At 52.3% G+C, this 17,988-nt stretch carries 17 protein-coding genes and 1 pseudogene; 8 read left to right on the plus strand and 10 right to left on the minus strand.

What is annotated here, in order from left to right; all coding sequences use genetic code 11:
* Positions 1 to 93: 93 nt before the first annotated feature.
* The 3 genes and pseudogenes from F3H12_RS11240 to xylA all read left to right on the plus strand — a co-directional run.
* Positions 94 to 843: pseudogene (locus F3H12_RS11240) on the plus strand (FGGY-family carbohydrate kinase); the annotation flags it as partial.
* Between the two features lie 21 nt (positions 844 to 864).
* The gene (locus F3H12_RS11245; protein WP_188118503.1) at positions 865 to 2,058 is read left to right on the plus strand and encodes an ROK family transcriptional regulator; all 1,194 of its coding nucleotides are present in this window, start codon (positions 865 to 867) and stop codon (positions 2,056 to 2,058) included.
* Between the two features lie 45 nt (positions 2,059 to 2,103).
* Entirely contained in the window at positions 2,104 to 3,426 is a 1,323-nt protein-coding gene (xylA, locus tag F3H12_RS11250; RefSeq protein WP_149679414.1) for a xylose isomerase, read from the plus strand.
* A gap of 78 nt (positions 3,427 to 3,504) precedes the next feature.
* Here the strand turns inward: xylA and F3H12_RS11255 are convergent, their stop codons facing one another.
* Positions 3,505 to 4,782 (minus strand): glutamate-5-semialdehyde dehydrogenase, encoded by a 1,278-nt coding sequence (locus tag F3H12_RS11255; RefSeq protein WP_149679415.1) that lies wholly within the window; start codon positions 4,780 to 4,782, stop codon positions 3,505 to 3,507.
* 278 nt (positions 4,783 to 5,060) lie between these two features.
* Between F3H12_RS11255 and F3H12_RS11260 the strand changes: the two genes are divergently transcribed.
* Positions 5,061 to 6,635, plus strand: coding sequence for a peptide chain release factor 3 (locus F3H12_RS11260; protein ID WP_243133276.1), 1,575 nt, complete (start codon positions 5,061 to 5,063; stop codon positions 6,633 to 6,635).
* Between the two features lie 174 nt (positions 6,636 to 6,809).
* On the opposite strand, the gene F3H12_RS11265 is transcribed toward F3H12_RS11260, so the two are convergent.
* A complete protein-coding gene (locus tag F3H12_RS11265) occupies positions 6,810 to 7,244 on the minus strand; it encodes an ACT domain-containing protein (RefSeq protein WP_149679417.1) in 435 nt (144 codons plus the stop codon).
* 110 nt (positions 7,245 to 7,354) lie between these two features.
* A complete protein-coding gene (locus F3H12_RS11270; RefSeq protein ID WP_149679418.1) occupies positions 7,355 to 7,636 on the minus strand; it encodes a LysM peptidoglycan-binding domain-containing protein in 282 nt (93 codons plus the stop codon).
* Between the two features lie 171 nt (positions 7,637 to 7,807).
* On the opposite strand from F3H12_RS11270, the gene lexA reads away from it, so the two are divergent.
* A complete protein-coding gene (lexA, locus tag F3H12_RS11275) occupies positions 7,808 to 8,437 on the plus strand; it encodes a transcriptional repressor LexA (protein ID WP_149679419.1) in 630 nt (209 codons plus the stop codon).
* A 139-nt stretch (positions 8,438 to 8,576) separates the two neighbouring features.
* Complete coding sequence (locus F3H12_RS11280) at positions 8,577 to 9,587, plus strand: LacI family DNA-binding transcriptional regulator (RefSeq protein WP_149679420.1); 1,011 nt, start codon at positions 8,577 to 8,579, stop codon at positions 9,585 to 9,587.
* Positions 9,588 to 9,595: 8 nt separating this feature from the next.
* Here F3H12_RS11280 and F3H12_RS11285 read toward each other — a convergent pair whose 3' ends face one another.
* From F3H12_RS11285 to F3H12_RS11315, 7 genes are all read right to left on the minus strand, one after another.
* The gene (locus tag F3H12_RS11285; RefSeq protein ID WP_149679421.1) at positions 9,596 to 10,330 is read right to left on the minus strand and encodes an MBL fold metallo-hydrolase; all 735 of its coding nucleotides are present in this window, start codon (positions 10,328 to 10,330) and stop codon (positions 9,596 to 9,598) included.
* 34 nt (positions 10,331 to 10,364) lie between these two features.
* Positions 10,365 to 11,471 carry an FAD:protein FMN transferase gene (locus F3H12_RS11290; protein ID WP_188118504.1) on the minus strand — a complete coding sequence of 369 codons (1,107 nt, stop codon included), beginning with the start codon at positions 11,469 to 11,471 and terminating at the stop codon, positions 10,365 to 10,367.
* Between the two features lie 46 nt (positions 11,472 to 11,517).
* The gene (locus F3H12_RS11295; protein WP_149679423.1) at positions 11,518 to 12,456 is read right to left on the minus strand and encodes a polyprenyl synthetase family protein; all 939 of its coding nucleotides are present in this window, start codon (positions 12,454 to 12,456) and stop codon (positions 11,518 to 11,520) included.
* A 30-nt stretch (positions 12,457 to 12,486) separates the two neighbouring features.
* Positions 12,487 to 14,403, minus strand: a complete 1,917-nt coding sequence (locus tag F3H12_RS11300) for an NAD(P)/FAD-dependent oxidoreductase (RefSeq protein ID WP_149679424.1) — start codon at positions 14,401 to 14,403, stop codon at positions 12,487 to 12,489.
* Between the two features lie 32 nt (positions 14,404 to 14,435).
* Positions 14,436 to 14,951, minus strand: coding sequence for a Gx transporter family protein (locus tag F3H12_RS11305; RefSeq protein WP_188118505.1), 516 nt, complete (start codon positions 14,949 to 14,951; stop codon positions 14,436 to 14,438).
* A 29-nt stretch (positions 14,952 to 14,980) separates the two neighbouring features.
* On the minus strand, positions 14,981 to 15,367 hold the full coding sequence (locus F3H12_RS11310) for a NusG domain II-containing protein (protein ID WP_188118506.1): 387 nt from the start codon (positions 15,365 to 15,367) through the stop codon (positions 14,981 to 14,983).
* 270 nt (positions 15,368 to 15,637) lie between these two features.
* Entirely contained in the window at positions 15,638 to 16,291 is a 654-nt protein-coding gene (locus F3H12_RS11315; protein ID WP_188118507.1) for a carboxypeptidase-like regulatory domain-containing protein, read from the minus strand.
* A gap of 125 nt (positions 16,292 to 16,416) precedes the next feature.
* Here F3H12_RS11315 and F3H12_RS11320 point away from each other — a divergent pair, with 125 nt between their 5' ends.
* Positions 16,417 to 17,232, plus strand: a complete 816-nt coding sequence (locus F3H12_RS11320) for an MSCRAMM family protein (RefSeq protein WP_149679428.1) — start codon at positions 16,417 to 16,419, stop codon at positions 17,230 to 17,232.
* A gap of 130 nt (positions 17,233 to 17,362) precedes the next feature.
* Entirely contained in the window at positions 17,363 to 17,938 is a 576-nt protein-coding gene (locus F3H12_RS11325; RefSeq protein ID WP_149679429.1) for a biotin transporter BioY, read from the plus strand.
* Positions 17,939 to 17,988: the final 50 nt, after the last annotated feature.

Here is a 17,988-nt window from a genome sequence, read left to right on the forward strand (position 1 = left end):
ATAGTAAATAAATGTAAAATATGGAAATTTAAAGAAAGGAGAATCTAACTTAGAAAAGCTGAAAAATTGTCTTGACAATGGGGGGCATTATAAACATCCGGTGTGGTCTTTGCCTATACCGACAAGGTGAGCATCGATCCCAAGGGCCGTGTTCATACCTTCTGCCATGCGGTTCCCAACACCTGGCACATCATGGGCGTGACGCAGGGTGCCGGACTGTCCCTGCAGTGGTTCAGGAACAATTTCTGCCATGAAGAGATTTCTTCCGCAGGTCTTTTGGATGTAGACCCGTACTACCTGATTGATAAAGCTGCCGAAAAGGTAGCTGTTGGAGCCGGTGGCCTGCTTTACCTGCCCTACCTGATGGGCGAACGGACACCCCACCTTGATCCTGATTGCAGAGGCGTCTTCTTCGGCATCTCCGCTAAGCACACCAAGCGCGAATTCCTGCGGGCTGTGATGGAAGGCGTGGCATACAGCCTTAAGAACTGCCTGGATATCATCAAGGAGATGGGCATTGGCATCAATGAGGTCCGTGCCTCCGGCGGCGGCGGAAAGAGCCCGCTGTGGCGGCAGATACAGGCCGATCTCTTCGGAACGCCCATCTGCACCATCAACTCCAGCGAAGGTCCCGCTTTGGGTGCCGCGCTTCTCGCCGGTGTAGGTGCGGGCGTGTACAAGAGTGTTCCCGAGGCCTGCGACCAGACCATCAAAGTGGTGACACGCCAGGATTACAATGCGGACAACCATAAGACCTACCAGGAATTCTACAAGCTGTACAACAGCATTTACGAGTCGCTTAAAAATGACTTCAAAACCTTGGCAAAGCTCAACCAGAACTGATTGATTTAGAAGGTGGATTCGTTGAGGGAACCTAAGACCGGCAACAATAAATACCTGAAAGAACTGAATCAGGCTACCATACTGGATCTCATCAGGACCACGGCGGGCATTTCACGAAAGGCCCTGGCTGATCGCACCGGTCTGTCGGCCACTGCCACGGGGGCCATTGTGAAAGAGCTTCTGGGAGCCGAGTTCATCAGGGAGGTCGGCGAGGGGAAATCCTCCGGCGGCCGAAAGCCGGTCATGCTGGAGCTGAATCCCGATTCCTACTATGCCTTCGGCTTCGATATCGACATGCGGTTCATCTATGCCGTGGTACTGGACATCACCGGGAAGATCCATTATGAGGAGAAATGGGAAAACAAGTCGTCCCTTACGCCTGAGGAAGCGGTCAGGCAGATCCGGCGGATCTTTGATACCGTGGTGTCAGACCTGAAACTCAGAAAGGAAAGGATTCTGGGTGTCGGCGTATCCATCCCGGGAATGCTGGACATAACGACCAGGAAGATTTATCTTGCGCCGAACCTGGGATGGTCCGATGTGGATATCAGGGAAGGCCTGAGCCAGGAGCTGGATGTGCCGGTCTACCTCGACAACGAAGCCATGTGTTCGGCCTTCTGCGAAAACTGGCTGGGTATATGCAGGGGTGTTGAAGATTTTATCTGCATCAATATTGAATCGGGTATTGGCGCGGGTATCTTCGTACGGGGAAAGATATATCGCGGATATACCGGAAGCGCGGGAGAGGTGGGACACATTTCCGTGGATGAAAATGGTCCCAGGTGTAAATGCGGCAATGTGGGCTGCCTTGAGACCATGGCTTCCATCAGCGCCATGGCCCAGAAGTACAGGGAACTGGTGGGCGAAACCTGTCCCGCCGTTTCTGAGAACACCATCGACCAGAACTTTGAGGCGCTCCTGAAAGGGGCGCGGGAAGGAGAACCGGCATGCCTGCGGATCTTCAGGACAGCTGCGGTAAGCCTTGGCAAAGCCATTGGCTATCTGATCAATGCCTTTAACCCGCAGACCATTGTTTTGGGCAAGAAATTCCCGCAATATGCCGGACTGGTGTTGGATGACATCGCCAAATCGGCCGCGAGGACGGCGCTGGCGCACCTGGCCGAGAGCTGTACCATCGTTCCTTCCAGCTTCGGAGAAAACTCTTCCGCCCTGGGAGCCGCCATCATCCCGATTCGCAAGCTTTTTGGGAAATAGTTCATTCATTGAACCATTTTCAATTCAAATAAGGAGGTAACCATTATGTCAGAGTTTTTCAAAGGTATCGGCAAGATACAGTATGAGGGACCCGAATCCAAGAATCCGTTGGCGTTTAAGTATTACAACCCGGACGAAGTTGTTTTCGGCAAGCCCATGAAGGAGCATCTGCGCTTTGCTGTTGCTTACTGGCACACATTCCAGGCCAGGGGCGCCGATATGTTCGGAGCCGGCACAGCCCAGAGGCCCTGGGATCACATCACTGATCCGATGGATTTGGCACTTGCCAAGGTGGACGCCAACTTTGAATTCTGTGAAAAGCTGGGCGTTCCGTTCTTCTGCTTCCACGACAGGGACATCGCTCCGGAAGCCGATACGCTCCAGGAGACCAACAAGCGCCTGGACAAGGTGGTTGAAAAGATTAAGGATCGTATGAAGGACAGCGAAGTGAAACTTCTCTGGGGTACTACCAACGCTTTCAGCCATCCCAGGTTTGCCCATGGCGCATCCACATCCTGCCATGCTGACGTTTTTGCTTATGCGGCATCCCAGGTGAAGAAGGCCATGGAAATCACCAAGGAACTGGGCGGCCAGAACTATGTGTTCTGGGGCGGCCGCGAAGGCTATGAGACCCTGCTCAACACCGACATGAAGCTGGAACTGGACAACCTGGCCCGTTTCCTGCAAATGGCCGTGGATTATGCCAAGGAAATCGGCTTTACCGGCCAGCTCCTGATTGAGCCCAAGCCGAAGGAACCCACCAAGCATCAGTATGACTTCGATGCGGCCACAGTTATCGGCTTCCTGAAGAGCTATGGCCTGGATCCCTATTTCAAGCTCAACATCGAGGCCAACCATGCAACCCTTGCCATGCATACCTTCCAGCATGATCTGAGGGTGGCCAGAATCAACAACATGCTCGGTAGCATCGACGCCAACCAGGGCGACATGCTGCTTGGCTGGGACACCGACCAGTTCCCGACCAACCTCTATGACACCACCCTGGCCATGTACGAAGTGCTCATGGCCGGCGGATTCACAACAGGCGGTCTCAACTTCGACGCCAAGGTCCGCAGGGTATCCTTCGAGCCCGTCGATCTGTTCTATGGCCATATCGCCGGAATGGATTCCTTCGCAAGGGGACTCAAGGTTGCCGCAAGGCTCATCGAGGACCGCGTGTTCGAGGACTTCATCGCGAAGCGTTATGCAAGCTACACCACCGGCATCGGCAAGGACATCGTGGAAGGCAAGGTGGGCTTCAAGGAACTGGAAGCCTACACCCTCAAGAACGGCGAGCCGAAGCTGGAATCCGGACGCCAGGAGATGCTGGAAGCCATCTTCAACCAGTACCTGCTGGAGACCAAATAATTCGGAGCTTAAAACCAAAGGAGCCGCAAGCTTTGCGGCTCCTTTTTATACATACCCAAATTGCGCGGGCTGGTTGAATCAAAGATCCCTGTGGGTGAAGCGGCGCTTACCGGAAGCATAGTCGGCCACCAGATGCCCGTCGCCAATCACCTTGTATTTGTAGGTAACCAGTCCGTCCAGACCGACGGGACCGCGGGCGTGAATCTTGTTGGTGCTGATGCCTACCTCGGCACCAAAGCCATATCGGAAGCCGTCGCTGAACCGGGTGGAGCAATTGGCGAATACATTTCCGGAATCCACGTATTCCAGGAACCGGTTGATGCTTTCCTGGCTCTGCGAAACGATAGCATCGGTATGACCGGAACCATAGGTGTTGATATGTTCAATGGCCTCATCCAGGGAATCCACAATCCTTATGGACAGCACATAATCCAGGTATTCAGTCTTCCAGTCTTCTTCGGTGGCCTCCTTGCATGAGATGATGCCGCGGGTTCTTTCGCAGCCCCTGATCTCCACCGATTTTGTCTCCAGGGCTTCCTTCAGGGCAGGCAATACTTTTTCTGCCGCATCCTTATGAACGAGCAGGGTTTCCAGTGCATTGCACACGGCCACATACTGGGTCTTGGAATCCACCACGATGTCCACGGCGCGGCTCACGTCCGCGTCCTTGTCAATATAAACATGGCAGATACCGTCGGCATGCCCCAGAACGGGAATACGTGAATGATCCATGATGTAGCGGACAAATTCGTTGGAACCACGGGGGATGATCAGGTCCACATATTCATCGAGGGCAAGCATTTCGTTAACCTCGTCCCGGCTTTCCAGAAGATTGATCCAGTTTTCCGGCATGCCGGCTTCAAGGGATGCCTCGGAAATGACCTGTGTCAGTATCCGGTTGGTCAGCGAGGCCTCACGGCCGCCCTTCAGGAGAACGGCGTTTCCACTCTTTAAGCAAAGGGTGGATATCTGGACCAGCGCATCGGGTCTGGATTCGAAAATGATGCCGATCACGCCGATGGGGCAGCTCACCCTGTAGAGCCTGAGACCGTCATCCAGTTCCCGTGCCAGAAGGGTTTTGCCCACCGGATCCTCAAGGCCGATCAGGCTGTGGATGCCCTCCACCACGCCGTTGAGCTTCTGCTCGTCGAACTTAAGTCTCTTGAGAAGCGGGGCGGCCAGGTTTTCGGCAGTGCTTCTCTCCATATCCTGCCTGTTGGCCTCAAGGATTTCTTCCTTTCTGGCAAGCAGCGCGTCAGCGATCTTTTTCAAAGCGCTGTTCTTCGATTCCGTGGAGACTCCCTGCATCAGGATGGAAGCCTTTTTTGCCTGTATGGCCATTGTTCTGGTATCCATTGATATCCCTCACCATGTCCTTTTTTATGAACATAAATAAACCCAAGATAAAGTATCATCGGCTAACAAATTAGTATTATCATACCATGAAATGGGCATGAAGGGAATAGGAACGACAGGCCGGACCATAACCCGGAAAATATCGGTATGATCTGCTGTAAAGACTTTCTTGACGAGACTATAGGATACTTATAAAATATGATTTGTATCTTTTTCGGAATAATATGATCGACATACGTTAAGGCAGGTATCCAATTCAAATGGCAGAAGCAGAACTGATGAAAGAAATTGAACGCAGGCGAACCTTTGCCATCATATCCCACCCGGACGCCGGTAAGACCACGTTAACCGAGAAGCTGCTCCTCTATGGAGGAGCCATCCACATGGCCGGCTCGGTCAAGGCGAGGAAGGCCGCCCGGCATGCGGTATCGGACTGGATGGAGATAGAAAAGCAGCGCGGTATTTCGGTTACTTCCAGCGTGATGCAGTTCCAGTACCAGGGCTACTGCATCAATATCCTGGATACGCCGGGCCACCAGGATTTCAGTGAGGACACCTACCGTACCCTGGTTGCGGCCGACAGCGCCGTGATGCTCCTGGACGGCGCAAAGGGTGTTGAGGCGCAGACCATCAAGCTGTTCCACGTCTGCCGGATGAGGCAGATTCCGATTTTCACATTCATCAATAAGATGGACCGGGCCAGCAAGGACCCCTTTTCGCTGATGCAGGAACTTGAAGACGTTTTGGGTATCCGTTCCTATCCCATCAACTGGCCCATAGGCACGGACGGTGATTTCAAGGGTGTATACAACAGGCAGCTCCGCCAGATAGAGCTCTTTTACGGGGACCAGTCCCATGGACAGGCCATCGTAAGCTCCACCAGGGGAACGGTTGACGATCCGGTCTTTAAGGAGCTTCTTGGAGAGCCCTATTATTCCAGGCTGGTGGAGGAGATAGAGCTTCTGGATATGGCCGGGGACGAATTCGACCTGGGTAAGGTTTTAAAGGGCGAGTTGACCCCTGTGTTCTTTGGAAGTGCCATGACAAACTTTGGTGTGGGCCCGTTCCTGGAGGATTTCCTGAAAATGGCTCCGCCGCCCGGCCCCCGCGCCTTCGGTGAGCAAATCATCAGCCCGGAAGATCCGAATTTTACCGGCTTCGTGTTCAAGATCCAGGCCAACATGAATCCCAACCACAGGGACAGGATTGCCTTCATGCGGATCTGCTCCGGCGTATTCCGGCGCGGTATGCAGGTGCACCACAGCGGTTCGGAAAAACCCGTACGCCTGGCACAGCCCCAGCAGCTTATGGCTCAGGAGCGTGAATCCATTGAAGTTGCCTATCCGGGTGACATAATAGGTCTTTTCGATCCGGGCATATTCCGGATCAGCGATACCCTGAGCACAACGCCTGGCCTGACCTTTACGGGCATTCCCAGCTTCCCGGCAGAGCATTTTGCCCGGGTATCGGCCAAAGATACCATGAAGCGCAAGCAGTTCCTCAAGGGGATCACGCAGCTGGCCCAGGAAGGTGCTATTCAGGTTTACAAGCAGCCTGACATAGGCGTTGAAGAGTTTGTGGTGGGCGCGGTCGGCGTGCTGCAGTTTGAGGTGCTTGAATACAGGCTGAAGAACGAGTATTCGGTGGATCTGAAGATCCAGCGGCTACCCCACCGCCATGCCCGATGGATCGTGTCGTCACCGGCAGAGCCTGATCAATTGAACCTGACCTCGTCCACCATGCTTGTCCATGACGGTCGGGGTAACCCTGTGCTTTTGTTTGAAAATGAGTGGTCGGTAAACTGGGCCAGGGACAAGAACAAGGGGCTGGAACTGAGCGATATCTCGCCGTGAGGATGAGCATGAGAAGTATCATCAAATAAAGGAATCATTGCAAGGAAACGCCGGGCTTTTGTGCCCGGCTTTCGTTTGTTACACATCTGCGACGGTATAATAAAAGGGACGGAACACTCACACCCATTGAGAGGCAACCGTCCCTTTATCATGCATATTCGGAACGCATTTTGACTACAGTTGATGGACCTCGTCCGGAGTCATGACGTTCACACCTGCGCCCGTAAGAATGTCGACTGCCTTCCTGAGATCTTCAACCTTGATGACCACATTGGCCATTCCCGCTCTGGAGCTTCCCGTAAAGGCATACATGTACTCGATGCTGATGTTGTTTTCCTCAAGTATGGCCAGTACACGGGCAAGGCTTCCGGGAGTATCGTCGATGGTGATGCCGATCACATCTGCTATTCCCACGGAAAAACCTTCTTTTTTCAGAATACCTGCCGCACTGACGGGATCATTGACAATAAGCCTCAGGATGCCGTATTCTGCGGTATCGGCGATGGACAGGGCACGGATGTTGATCCCTGCGTTTGCCAGTACCCTGGTCACTTCGGCCAGTCTGCCTGATTGGTTTTCAAGGAAAATGGTCAACTGCTGGATGAGCATGCATATCACTCCCCCGACTTGATTATCCGGGATGAATCGCTTTTAATCCATGACCACCGGACACAATCATTTTACCACACTTTGCTGGTTATATAACAGCCTGCGGCCTGTCAGGGGAGAAGAAGGATCTGACCTTCATGGATAATCCATGAAGAGAGCTGATTGATCTGGCGGATTCTGTATATGTTATCCCGGATGTCACCTGTGCAATGCTGCTGGGCTATTTCCCAAAGGGTGTCGCCCTTTTGCACCCTGATCATTTTTGGAGCCTGCGGTTTATCGGAAACGGCACCTGCGCTGATAATCATGCCGGCAAGGTAAAAAGCAGCGAAAACCAATACCAGGAAAGCGAAAAATCTTTTTTTGTTGGTCAGCCTGTAATGCTTCAGCATACCATCACCTCGACTGAACACATGTTCTTTTATGGGATATTTTAGCGAACAACTGTTCGGATGTCAAGACAAAATCGAACATTTGTTTGACAATCATCGCAGCATTATATATAATCTAGATAACCGGGTGTTATGCCTGTATTTACCTTTGAACTGACGGAGGGAATGGGAATGCGTCGTCGTGATCCGGACAAACAGCAGCAAATTCTTGATTTTGTCAACCGGCAGATCGCCGAGAAAGGGTATCCGCCATCTGTAAGGGAGATCTGCCAGGCGGTCGGGTTCAAGTCGACATCCACGGTCCATGCCTATATCAAGAAGCTGGAAGAAGAAGGGCAGATCAAGAAGGATGCCACAAAACCCCGGGCATTGCGGATCCTGGATGACAGGCGCAGCAGTCTGGAGGGTTATATCGCGGACCGGGAGATAGAAAATGTGCCTGTGCTGGGAAAGATTACGGCCGGACAGCCCATTCTGGCAGTGGAGAATATTGAGGAAACCTTTCCTGTTCCGGTGCAATACCTTGAAAATTCAACCGTATTCATGCTGAAAGTGCGCGGTGACAGCATGATCAACGCCGGTATCCTGGATGGTGATTACATCCTGGTCAAGCAGCAGAACACCGCCAATAACGGTGACATCGTAGCCGCCCTGATAGGGGATGAGGCAACCGTCAAGAGATTCTACAGGGAAAAGGACCATATCAGGCTCCAGCCGGAGAATCCGGACTATGAGCCCATTATTGTGAAAGATGACCTGACCATTCTGGGGAAGATCATCGGTCTGTTCAGGAAATATTGATATGGTCTGGTATAGCAACAGGATAATTCCGGAATAAGATATAAAATATAAGGTATTGCATTTTGGAATGATAACAGGATAAAATTTAGAAATGGCTCCATATGACATTTGATTATTATCCGGGAAGAGGTAATCCTGCTTGGTAACAATTTATGATATAGCAAAGAAATCCGGCTATTCACCCACCACGGTCTCAAAAGCGCTGAACGATTATCCGGATATCAGTGCATCTACAAAAATGAAGATCCGTGCCATTGCCCGGGAGATGGGATATACCCCAAATTCAAGCGCACGGGCTCTGGCTACCAGCAAATCATGGCTGATAGGTATTTTATATAACGAGGATCAGGGGTTGGGGATACGCCATCCCCATTTTTCGGAGATTATCGAAAAGTTCAAGGAACGCATCGAGGAAGCCGGTTATGAACTCATCTTCATCGGCAAGCGAATAGGGGAAAGACATAACTCGGTTTATGAACACTGTCTCTACCGTGGGGTTGACGCGGTTTTTATTGTCAACCATCCTGAGGTTGAAGGGCTTCAGGATTTGATCAATAGCCGCATCCCCTGTGTGGCCAGCGAACCGGTTCCCGGCGAGGTGCCCTGTGTTCTCTCTGATAATGTGGACGGGGCAAAAAAGGCCGTGGATTACCTTTTTTCGCTCGGGCATAAGCGAGTGGCCCACATTGCGGGTCCGCTCAGTTCTGCCGCAAGCCAGGAAAGAATTATGGGCTACAAAATGTCCGTCCAGGCCCACAACACCGATTATGGCGAAGGCATCATAGAAGCGGCCGACCAGTTCAATTTCAAGAGCGGCTACGAGGCTATGCAGCGGCTGCTGGATATGCATCAGGCACCCACAGCCGTGTTTTGCTCGTCCGATGTCCTTGCCTGCGGCGCCATCGCGGCTGCCAGGGAACGGGGGCTTTATGTGCCTGAAGATATTTCCATCATTGGTTTCGATGATATCGAGATAGCGGCATATGTGGTTCCCGGTCTGACCACCGTCCGTCAGAACAGGGCGGAGATCGGGCAGACCTGTGCCGAGATATTGCTGAAGATGCTGGACGGACGCAATACCAAACCGAAAACCGTCAGGATTCCTACGCGGTTAATCATCAGGAATTCCTGCAGAAGGTATATAGAGTAACCGGTGGTTTACAGAACAAAGCAGGCTCCCCGCCCGGTAATGGGCTGAACGACGCCAAAGCCAGGATGGGTGGCCTTTTTTTTCTGTATGGCATCCATGATGCTGTAATCATCCCCAAAATGCATGGGAAAGATGGTGCCGGCGCCCACATGGTCGATGAAATACTCCATGCCCAGGAGCGCATGGGATTCCTGCCTCGGATCGGCAGTCAGGAAAGCGACATCGATCTTCACGCCCTTGAGCCGTTCCATCTCCCTCTTGAACCTGGAGGCCATGTCATTGTTCCATGCCTTGGGTTCCTCTTCCCAGTGCCACCAGTTGAGATCGCCGGCATGATAAATGACCACGCCGTTAATATCCACCAGGAAGGCAACCCCTTCATCGGTGGACTTTAATGTTGAGACAGAAATGCCATCCCCGGGATATGCCTGTTCACCGGGTTTCATGACCGTATGATCCGCATGGAACCTGCGTGGAATGTCCCAGGAAAGAATGTACTTTATCCTGGGAACCTGCTCGCGCCAGCTGAAAATAACCGGATTGAAATGGTCGGGATGGCGGTGGGAAGAAAAGACGAATGTTTCAAATCCCCTGATTTCTTCGGGATTGATGACTCCTGTGTCCATAGAGCGCACGCCGCCTTCAGGCCTGTCAAGGTAATAGTCGAAAACCAGGAGCCTGTCGTCAACCTGGACGGCGTATCCGCTGTGATAGAGGTAATGGATCCTGATTTTTGCGTTCAAATCCGACACCCCTTTCGGGATTCTCACATCAAGTTTACTTGTTTGTTGCTCCGCCCAGAACCTTCAGCATGGCTTTCATGCCATCGGTGACTTCCAGCCTTCCGTCCGGGAACACCCACAGGGCTTCCACGCCCGTCTTTTCTGCCATCTTCCGGCTTTCTTCATAGGGCAGCAGGAAAAGGGTCGTGGACATAAAGTCGGCCACCCCGGAATCCTCCACATAGACCGACACGGAGCGATAATGCGTTGCCGGCATCAGGGTTTCCGGATCGATCAGATGATGGTATCGCCTGCCATCTACTTCGTAATATCTCTGGTAGTCACCGCTGGTCACCACCGATCCCTGGCTGATGTAAACCGTGTCCAGGGTGGATTCCTCATCATTGTTAAGCTTGCCGCCAGGATCCAGGATGCCGATGCCCCATTTGGATCGTGTGCTCTCCATGGGCTTTCCTACGGCACGGACATTCCCGCCAGCGCTGATGAGGAAGGAAGTATAGCCATCCTTCTCAAGTTCCCGGGCCACAAGTTCTGTGGCATAGCCCTTGGCTACCGCGCCCACGTCGAGGCGCATGCCCTTCACCGGAAGAAAGACGGTTTGCTCATCCTGATCCACTGTTACCTGATGGATATCGCAGAACTGCCGTGCTTCAACAAGCCTCTCCATGGGGGGAAGACTGGCCTCGTCGGGGTTCTCGATCCCATGTTCCCGGTATTCATGCCACAGGTTAAGAACAGGACCCATGGCGATATTGACAGTACCTCCGCTTTTTTCGTACCATTCCCGGGAAAAGAGAAGCAGGTCGATGATCTCCCGCTTGACCCTGACCGGCGCTATGCCGGCCTGATCGTTGATGGTTTTGATGTTGTTTATCCCATCATAGTCGTTGTAGATATCAAACAGCCTATGAAGCTCCATGAAACGGGTCTCAGCCCGCTTGGCCATGCTCTCAAAAGCGCTTTGACTTTTTGCATAGCCGACAATCCGGATTACGGTATCGAATGAGCCCATGAACTCATAGGTATACTTGGTATAGCCGCCTGCCGTAAGGCTGCCTCCTGTGCCGTCATAGCGGCAGCCTGACAGCACGGCGGCAATCAGCACAAGCCATATTACGGCTCTGAAACTTCTTTTCAACACAACCGGTTCTCCGTTCTTTTTGGGATCGCCCGTTCCCCGGTTTTCCCTAAAGTCTTTCGGCAACCTCACGCAAGGCCCGGGTGGCGATATTGTCCGGAAGCTGTGAGAGATACTTCCGGCATTTTTCCACATACTTCTGCTTGAGTGCCTGGGAATCCCTCGGGCCTCCTGCCGATGCAACCCTGTTCAGGATCTGGCGCACATCGCCCTTGCCGTCAAAAAACTCCCTGATTTCATCCCGAAGTTCGGGATTGTTCCTGACAGCATAGATCACAGGAAGCGTAACGATGCCTTCCTTCAGATCGTTGATCACGGGCTTGCCCTCGACGCGTTCGCTGGATTCCATGTCCAGCAGGTCGTCCTTGATCTGGAAAGCGGTGCCGAAACTCAGGCCAAATCGCCCATACAGCCTTATGCTGTCCTCGTCAAGCTCCCCGGCCTTCGCGCCAAGCAGGCAGGCTGCGGAAAACAGGATGCCTGTTTTCCGCATGATGCGCTTCAGATAATTATGCACGCTGGCTATCTCATACTTGCCCAGATACTGGTCGATCTCGCCCTCGCAGAGCATGCTGACGGCCTTTGCCAGCATATCCAGTCGTTCAGGCTTCATGCGGGTTTCCACCAGCAGGCGCAGGGCTTTGGCCAGCAGGTAATCCCCGGTATAGACGGCCAGGTTGATGCCGTGCTTTTCAGCCACGGTAAGCTGGCCGCGCCTGGTTTTGGCACAATCGATGATGTCGTCGTGTATGAGGGTTGCGGTATGCAATACTTCAATTGCAGCGGCGGCAGGGAAGACCACCTCACGCCTGTAATTGCCCGACATGGCCGTGATGATGGTGAAAGCGGGACGCAGCCGCTTTCCACCGGAAAGTACGGCGTTACGGCAGGCTGTCTGCAAAAAATCATTATGTGAGGACAGCTTTTCTGCCAGGTACTCCTCAAATGCCGCAAGCTCTGTCTTTATTTCAGGGTAGTTATCCCACAAGTCTGCTTACCTCCAAATGCTTTGAAAGCCTTAGTCCCAGCGGTCCAGGCTGCCCTTGAAGAACAGTCGGAATTTCCTGTTCTTCCACCAGGATTCCCAGATGTTGTTGAGCCAGGGGATCAGGTAGTAATCGAGACCGAACGCTCTTCCGGCACCGCCCATAACCGCAATGGACGCAAAGACCATCCACCAGGTGTCCATGTAAAGGCCGGTGGATGTGACAAACATGGCCAAAAGGCCCAGTGAAATCGCCGAGGCCACGAAGGACAGGGCACCGCCGAGCAGCATGAGACCGATACCGACTTCCAGGATCACTACAAGCACCTGGAAGAACATCGCCAATCCGTCGCTTGCCAGCACCACGTTCCTTAGGAACCAGGGAACAAGGTTGAAGTCACCGAAATGGAACAGCTCAACCTTGGCAAAGCTCACAGCATCGATGGCGGTACCGTCAACGATTTTGCTTTCGGTACCGAGAATGAAATTGATGATACCCGTCTTGATGCTGAAGGTTTCCGCCACTTCTGTGATATAGAGAGCCGAACCGGTAGCCGCACTCTGGGAGTCGGCAGCCATGCCCAGGAACTCGGCCAGCTTGGGAACTTTCAACCAGCCTTCGATGACCTTCTTGATTCCTTCATAGAGCCACATGCCGCCCAGGAAGAGACGTAAAGGCGTTGTCCACCAGGCACGCATGTTGGTGGTGTAGTGCTTTTCAACCAGGTTCTTGCGCTGTCTGCGATCCAGAATTTCATGGTAGAGGTATACGGCTGCGCCGCGGAAACCTGTGATTTCCCACAAATAATGGATGTTTACTAGGAATTTCATGACAATGGAAAGCCAGACGGGGAGGTTCCTGCCCAGAATCTCGGAAACCGCAAAGTAATTGCCGACACTCACCATGGTGCCGTGCATCTTCACCTTGATCTTTTGCGGTTCCTTGCCCCGGATGTCATTCAGAATGTTCATGGCTGCGCCATGTCCGGTCTGTATGGCGTTTTCAACCATGGCGGGATAGAACTTGTTGTTCTCGTCCAGAAGCCCTGAAATGTCGCCGGCAACATAGACGTTTTTATGCTTGGTGCGACCGAATTCGTCAACAGCAAGACGCTTGGCGCCGCCCAGCTTTTCCGCGTCGATGTTTTCCACGTCCATTGTGCTTCTGACGCCTGCTGCCCAGATGATTGTTGCTGTCTCAATGAATCCGCCTTCCACCACCAAACCCTTATCGGTGGCTTCCAGGATTTTTGTGCTGGTCATGATCTCGATGCCCAGCTTCTTTTCCATGTATTGATGCGCCTTTGCCGCATTCTTTTCGTTCAGTGTGTTCAGGATGCGCGGCAGCATGTCCACAATGACAAGGCGGACATCCTTCCTGGGGATGTTGTGATCCTTGCAGAGGGATTTCACCCAGATGGCCAGCTCACCGATCATCTCAACCCCGGTAAACCCGGCGCCGGCAACCACGAAGGTCAAAAGACGCTTTCTCTTCTCGCTGTCCTTTTCCTGTTCCGCAAGGATAAAGGTCCGCTTGATATGCTCACGGATTTTTACGGCATCTTCGAAGGACCAGAGCGTAAAGGCATGCTCCTTAAGGCCGGGGATGCCGAAGAAGTTGGGCGTGCTGCCCATGGCCAGGATGAGGTAATCATAATGATACGTGTTGTCTTCGGAACGAAGCGTATTGTTGTCCAGGTCGAACTCCTTGATCTCATCCAGAACCAGGTTCACATCGGTGTACTTGAAAATGCTTCTGAGCGGAATCCGTACAGCTTCCTCGGATACGCGGTTGCCCGCCACTTCATGGATTTCGGTGAGGAGGGTGTGATAGGGATTCTTGTCAATCAGCGTAATCTCTATCTTGTCTTTTTTCTTTTTTTTGTTGAGGGTCAAAGCGGCTTCTATACCAGCATAACCCGCTCCGACAATCACAACCTTTTTTGACATGGCCGCACTCCTTTCACATGATGTATTATTTCCTAACCCAAGCGATTTACCACATGAGTTTTATCAACCAAATAAAACAGGTTCTGCGCCACAACGGCGGTCAGAAAACCCATGACAATTCCTGCGATCAGAAGAACGGGGAGATAGGCATATATAGCCGTGTTCCGCATCATCAGGCTTGCCATGATGATCTGGCCGGTGTTATGGGCGGCTGCGCCTCCCATGCTGATTCCCAGCAGGGAAAACAGCTTGTTGTGGCCATGTTTCAGTACCTGCATGACGATAAGTGCCAGCAAAGCCCCCGAAAGCGAAAACATGAGGGAAGAAAAACCGCCGAACAACAGGGCGGCCAGGACACATCTGAGCACGGAAACGGTCAACGCTGACACGAAGCCCAGGTAAAACAGGGCAAACATGGTCACAATATTTGCCAGTCCCAGTTTGATTCCGGGAATGGGTATGATAAGGCTTGTCGGAAACAAGCTTTCTACATAGGATAATACCAACGCCAGTGATATCAGTAAACCGTTCAGCGCGATCTTTTTCATGCTCTCCCCATAAGGCCTGCGGGCTTGCATCAGTGCAGCCAGATATCCGTATCGTCCTCCGCGGAACCGGTACCGGTGATCCTGATGAGAATCCTGTCCGGCAAACAGGCGGCGATCTGCCCGTTTTTCGAAATCCAACCCGTTCCGACACAGACCTGATCGGGACAAGTGGCTTCCTTGAACCTGATCCTGCCCTTTTCCGCCTCAATGATGCCGGGGTATTCCCCCGAGTATTCCAGTATTTCGGTATGCTCCAGCGTATCCAGCCGTATTTGCTTTACAACCACCCCATCCTGGATGATCAGTGCGATCTTTTCCCCGGTGTCGGCCTGCCGCAGCGAAAACGTCAGGAAAACGGCTGATGCGGCAATGAGCAGGATAATAAAAAAATCGCCGAGCTTTGGCTTCAGTCGCAAATCCGAACCTCCGTTCAGCCGTCGGGCGTGTCTGGTTCATACACGGTACATTGTTCCCGGACACCCGTCCGAATCTTCCTTTTCACCAGCGGGTGAGGTTATTATGATTACAATTTTGCAGTTTATACTGCCATCAGTCATTATAATACAATATGGACTGGAATGCAAAGCCACATGTTAACTGATTTACACAAGTTTAAAACAGCGATACGAAAACTGTCGTAACGGCGAAAGCGCGCCTGGCATCGGACTGAGAAGAGCAAGAATGTTTCACCGGCGTGCATGCGGTTCAGACAGGACGAATTCCAGCTTAACCAGCCTGTCGCGATAACTGATCCTCAGGTTTTGATTCACAGGCGGGTAGCCTTCTGCAATAATGCGCAATAGATATGGGCCGGGTTTCAGGTTTGCTGCCATGAATCTTCCGGATTCATCGCAGAAATTGAAGGAATGGTATTCCAGGGTATCGCCGGCCAGTCTGAATACGAGGACGGCGGAAAGCGCTGCGGGTCGGCCGTCAACGTCGATGACCCTTCCGGCAAGGCATGGCGGAAGGTTGCCATCATCCGGGCAAAGGCGGATATGGCGCCGGATCTCCTGGCTTTCCAACAGGAAGAAGGGTGGGCTGTCAAACACCTTGAACCCTTTTCTGCCGGCGTACAACCAGTATTGCGTTTTGGCGGGAACATTCCGGAACTCAAAGGTTCCATCCGGCTGGGTCAGGCATCCTGCCACGGGTTCAAACCTGTTCTTCGCAAGCTGTACCATGGCTTCCGAAATCGGTCTGTCTGAAAGATCGGTTACAATCCCCCGGACGGTTCCCGTTCTGTTTTCAGTGTCCAGCTTCACGTCAATCCTGGCTTCGGGAGCCGGTAGCGTAGCATCCCCGCCTGGCTCCAGCCTGGTCTGAATAAAGGCTGTCATTCGAATCTTCCTTTCAGCATCCCCTTTTAAGCATATGATGGTTCCTGCGGATGGGTGAGGCATCACAAGCCGGTTTTGGGGTTCATATAATGAGTTGAAGACACAGAGGCCAAGGAGGAGTGTGCATGGAACAGACAAACCCGCCCGCCCTGTCGCAAACCGTTTCGGTTACCTTTGAGAATGACGATGTCTGCACGATCATGGCTGTCAGTGATGCCGGAATCCATGAAAACTGCCTGACAGGTTATGTTTCAGATAAATCAAGCGGTAAACCCATTGAAGACGCATGCATCAAACTGACCGACAATGCGCTCAACTCCATCAGCCAGGGTTATACGGACAGCAAAGGCCATTTCAGTGTCCCGGCAGGTTCTGCCACATCATGCAGGATACTTGTGGCGAAAAAAGGCTATTGCACGTATACCAGCGAGTTGCTCAACCTGGCCTGCATCGGGAAAAAGGGCGTGGATATCGCGTTGATGCCGGCCGAATCGGAAGGCATCGTGCTCTTCGGCTGCGTACGCGATTATCTCCGGAAGCCCGCCCAGGGCGTCAGGGTAACCCTGTCCCGGACCGACAAGTCCAGGAGGGAAGAAAGTACCATGACCAACGCGGAAGGTTATTTTCTTTTTGACGGGCTGGAACAGGGAACCTACAGGATAACCTGTGAATCGCCTGCCCATGAGACTTACTCGAGGGTATTCCAGCCTGTTCCGGAAAATCCGGTTTATATTCTTGAAACAATTTATCTCAAGCGGAAAGAGCTCAAGGGAACGGTTTTTGGGGTCATCACCGACAGCCATGACATGCCCGTGCCCAACGCGGTGGTGGTCCTGTTCAGCGGGGACAATGTACCCCTGCAGGTGACCAGAACCAATGAGAAAGGCGTTTACATGTTTTACAACCTGGAGATGGGAACCTATAAAATCATGGCCAAATAAAAATGCTGAGTGCACGGTAGGAAAAGACGGTCAGTCCATAATTGTTAACCATATAAAAATAAAGGTTGACAATTACGGGCTGTTTCGTTATGATGAATTACAAATAAGCCAACAAGATAGGAGAATGCGCATGAAAACCTTGAAACTCAGCACAAAAGACATCGCACAAATCGCCCTGTTTGCAGCGCTGACGGCGGTTGGTGCCTTTATCAGGGTACCCCTGCCCCTCGTGCCCTTTACGCTGCAGACCTTCTTCGTGGCCTTGTCCGGTGCCTTGCTGGGTGCCAGGAAAGGCATGATGGCGCAGTTGCTCTATGTTGTCATTGGCCTTCTCGGAGTACCCATTTTCACAAAGGGCGGCGGACTGGGCTATGTTTTCCAGCCTTCCTTCGGCTATCTTGTGGGATTTATCCTTTCTGCCTGGCTGACGGGAAGACTGGTGGAACGCCTGAAGGAGCTCAGGATCCTGAAGGTTTTTGCCTGCATCCTGGCCGGACTGGCTGTCACCTACCTGCTGGGTGTGACCCATCTGATTCTTATCAGCAACCTCTATCTGAAAAACGTCATGCCGCTGGGGAAGGCCATCTATTATGGCTTCCTCGTAACCATAGGCGGCGATCTTCTGACCCTCTACCCGGCTTCCATCCTGGTGGCAAAATTAGGCTCTACGTCAAATGTTGGGGTTGAACCAAGTAAAATGAAGTAGCATATGTATTGTTGGCAGATGATCATCATAGATCATCTGCTTTTTTACAC

The sequence above is a fragment of the Thermoclostridium caenicola genome, from assembly GCF_900142095.1.
Lineage (GTDB): Bacteria > Bacillota > Clostridia > DSM-8532 > DSM-8532 > Thermoclostridium_A > Thermoclostridium_A caenicola.

What these genes read in the sequence shown, in the direction of transcription:
- F3H12_RS11260 (WP_243133276.1), top strand. Translation starts at nt 5,061, where the DNA reads ATGAAAGAAATTGAACGCAGGCGAACCTTTGCCATCATATCCCACCCG.
- F3H12_RS11305 (WP_188118505.1), bottom strand. Translation starts at nt 14,951, where the DNA reads ATGAAAAAGATCGCGCTGAACGGTTTACTGATATCACTGGCGTTGGTA.
- xylA (WP_149679414.1), top strand. Translation starts at nt 2,104, where the DNA reads ATGTCAGAGTTTTTCAAAGGTATCGGCAAGATACAGTATGAGGGACCC.
- F3H12_RS11320 (WP_149679428.1), top strand. Translation starts at nt 16,417, where the DNA reads ATGGAACAGACAAACCCGCCCGCCCTGTCGCAAACCGTTTCGGTTACC.
- lexA (WP_149679419.1), top strand. Translation starts at nt 7,808, where the DNA reads ATGCGTCGTCGTGATCCGGACAAACAGCAGCAAATTCTTGATTTTGTC.
- F3H12_RS11270 (WP_149679418.1), bottom strand. Translation starts at nt 7,636, where the DNA reads ATGCTGAAGCATTACAGGCTGACCAACAAAAAAAGATTTTTCGCTTTC.
- F3H12_RS11265 (WP_149679417.1), bottom strand. Translation starts at nt 7,244, where the DNA reads ATGCTCATCCAGCAGTTGACCATTTTCCTTGAAAACCAATCAGGCAGA.
- F3H12_RS11255 (WP_149679415.1), bottom strand. Translation starts at nt 4,782, where the DNA reads ATGGATACCAGAACAATGGCCATACAGGCAAAAAAGGCTTCCATCCTG.
- F3H12_RS11300 (WP_149679424.1), bottom strand. Translation starts at nt 14,403, where the DNA reads ATGTCAAAAAAGGTTGTGATTGTCGGAGCGGGTTATGCTGGTATAGAA.
- F3H12_RS11325 (WP_149679429.1), top strand. Translation starts at nt 17,363, where the DNA reads ATGAAAACCTTGAAACTCAGCACAAAAGACATCGCACAAATCGCCCTG.
- F3H12_RS11315 (WP_188118507.1), bottom strand. Translation starts at nt 16,291, where the DNA reads ATGACAGCCTTTATTCAGACCAGGCTGGAGCCAGGCGGGGATGCTACG.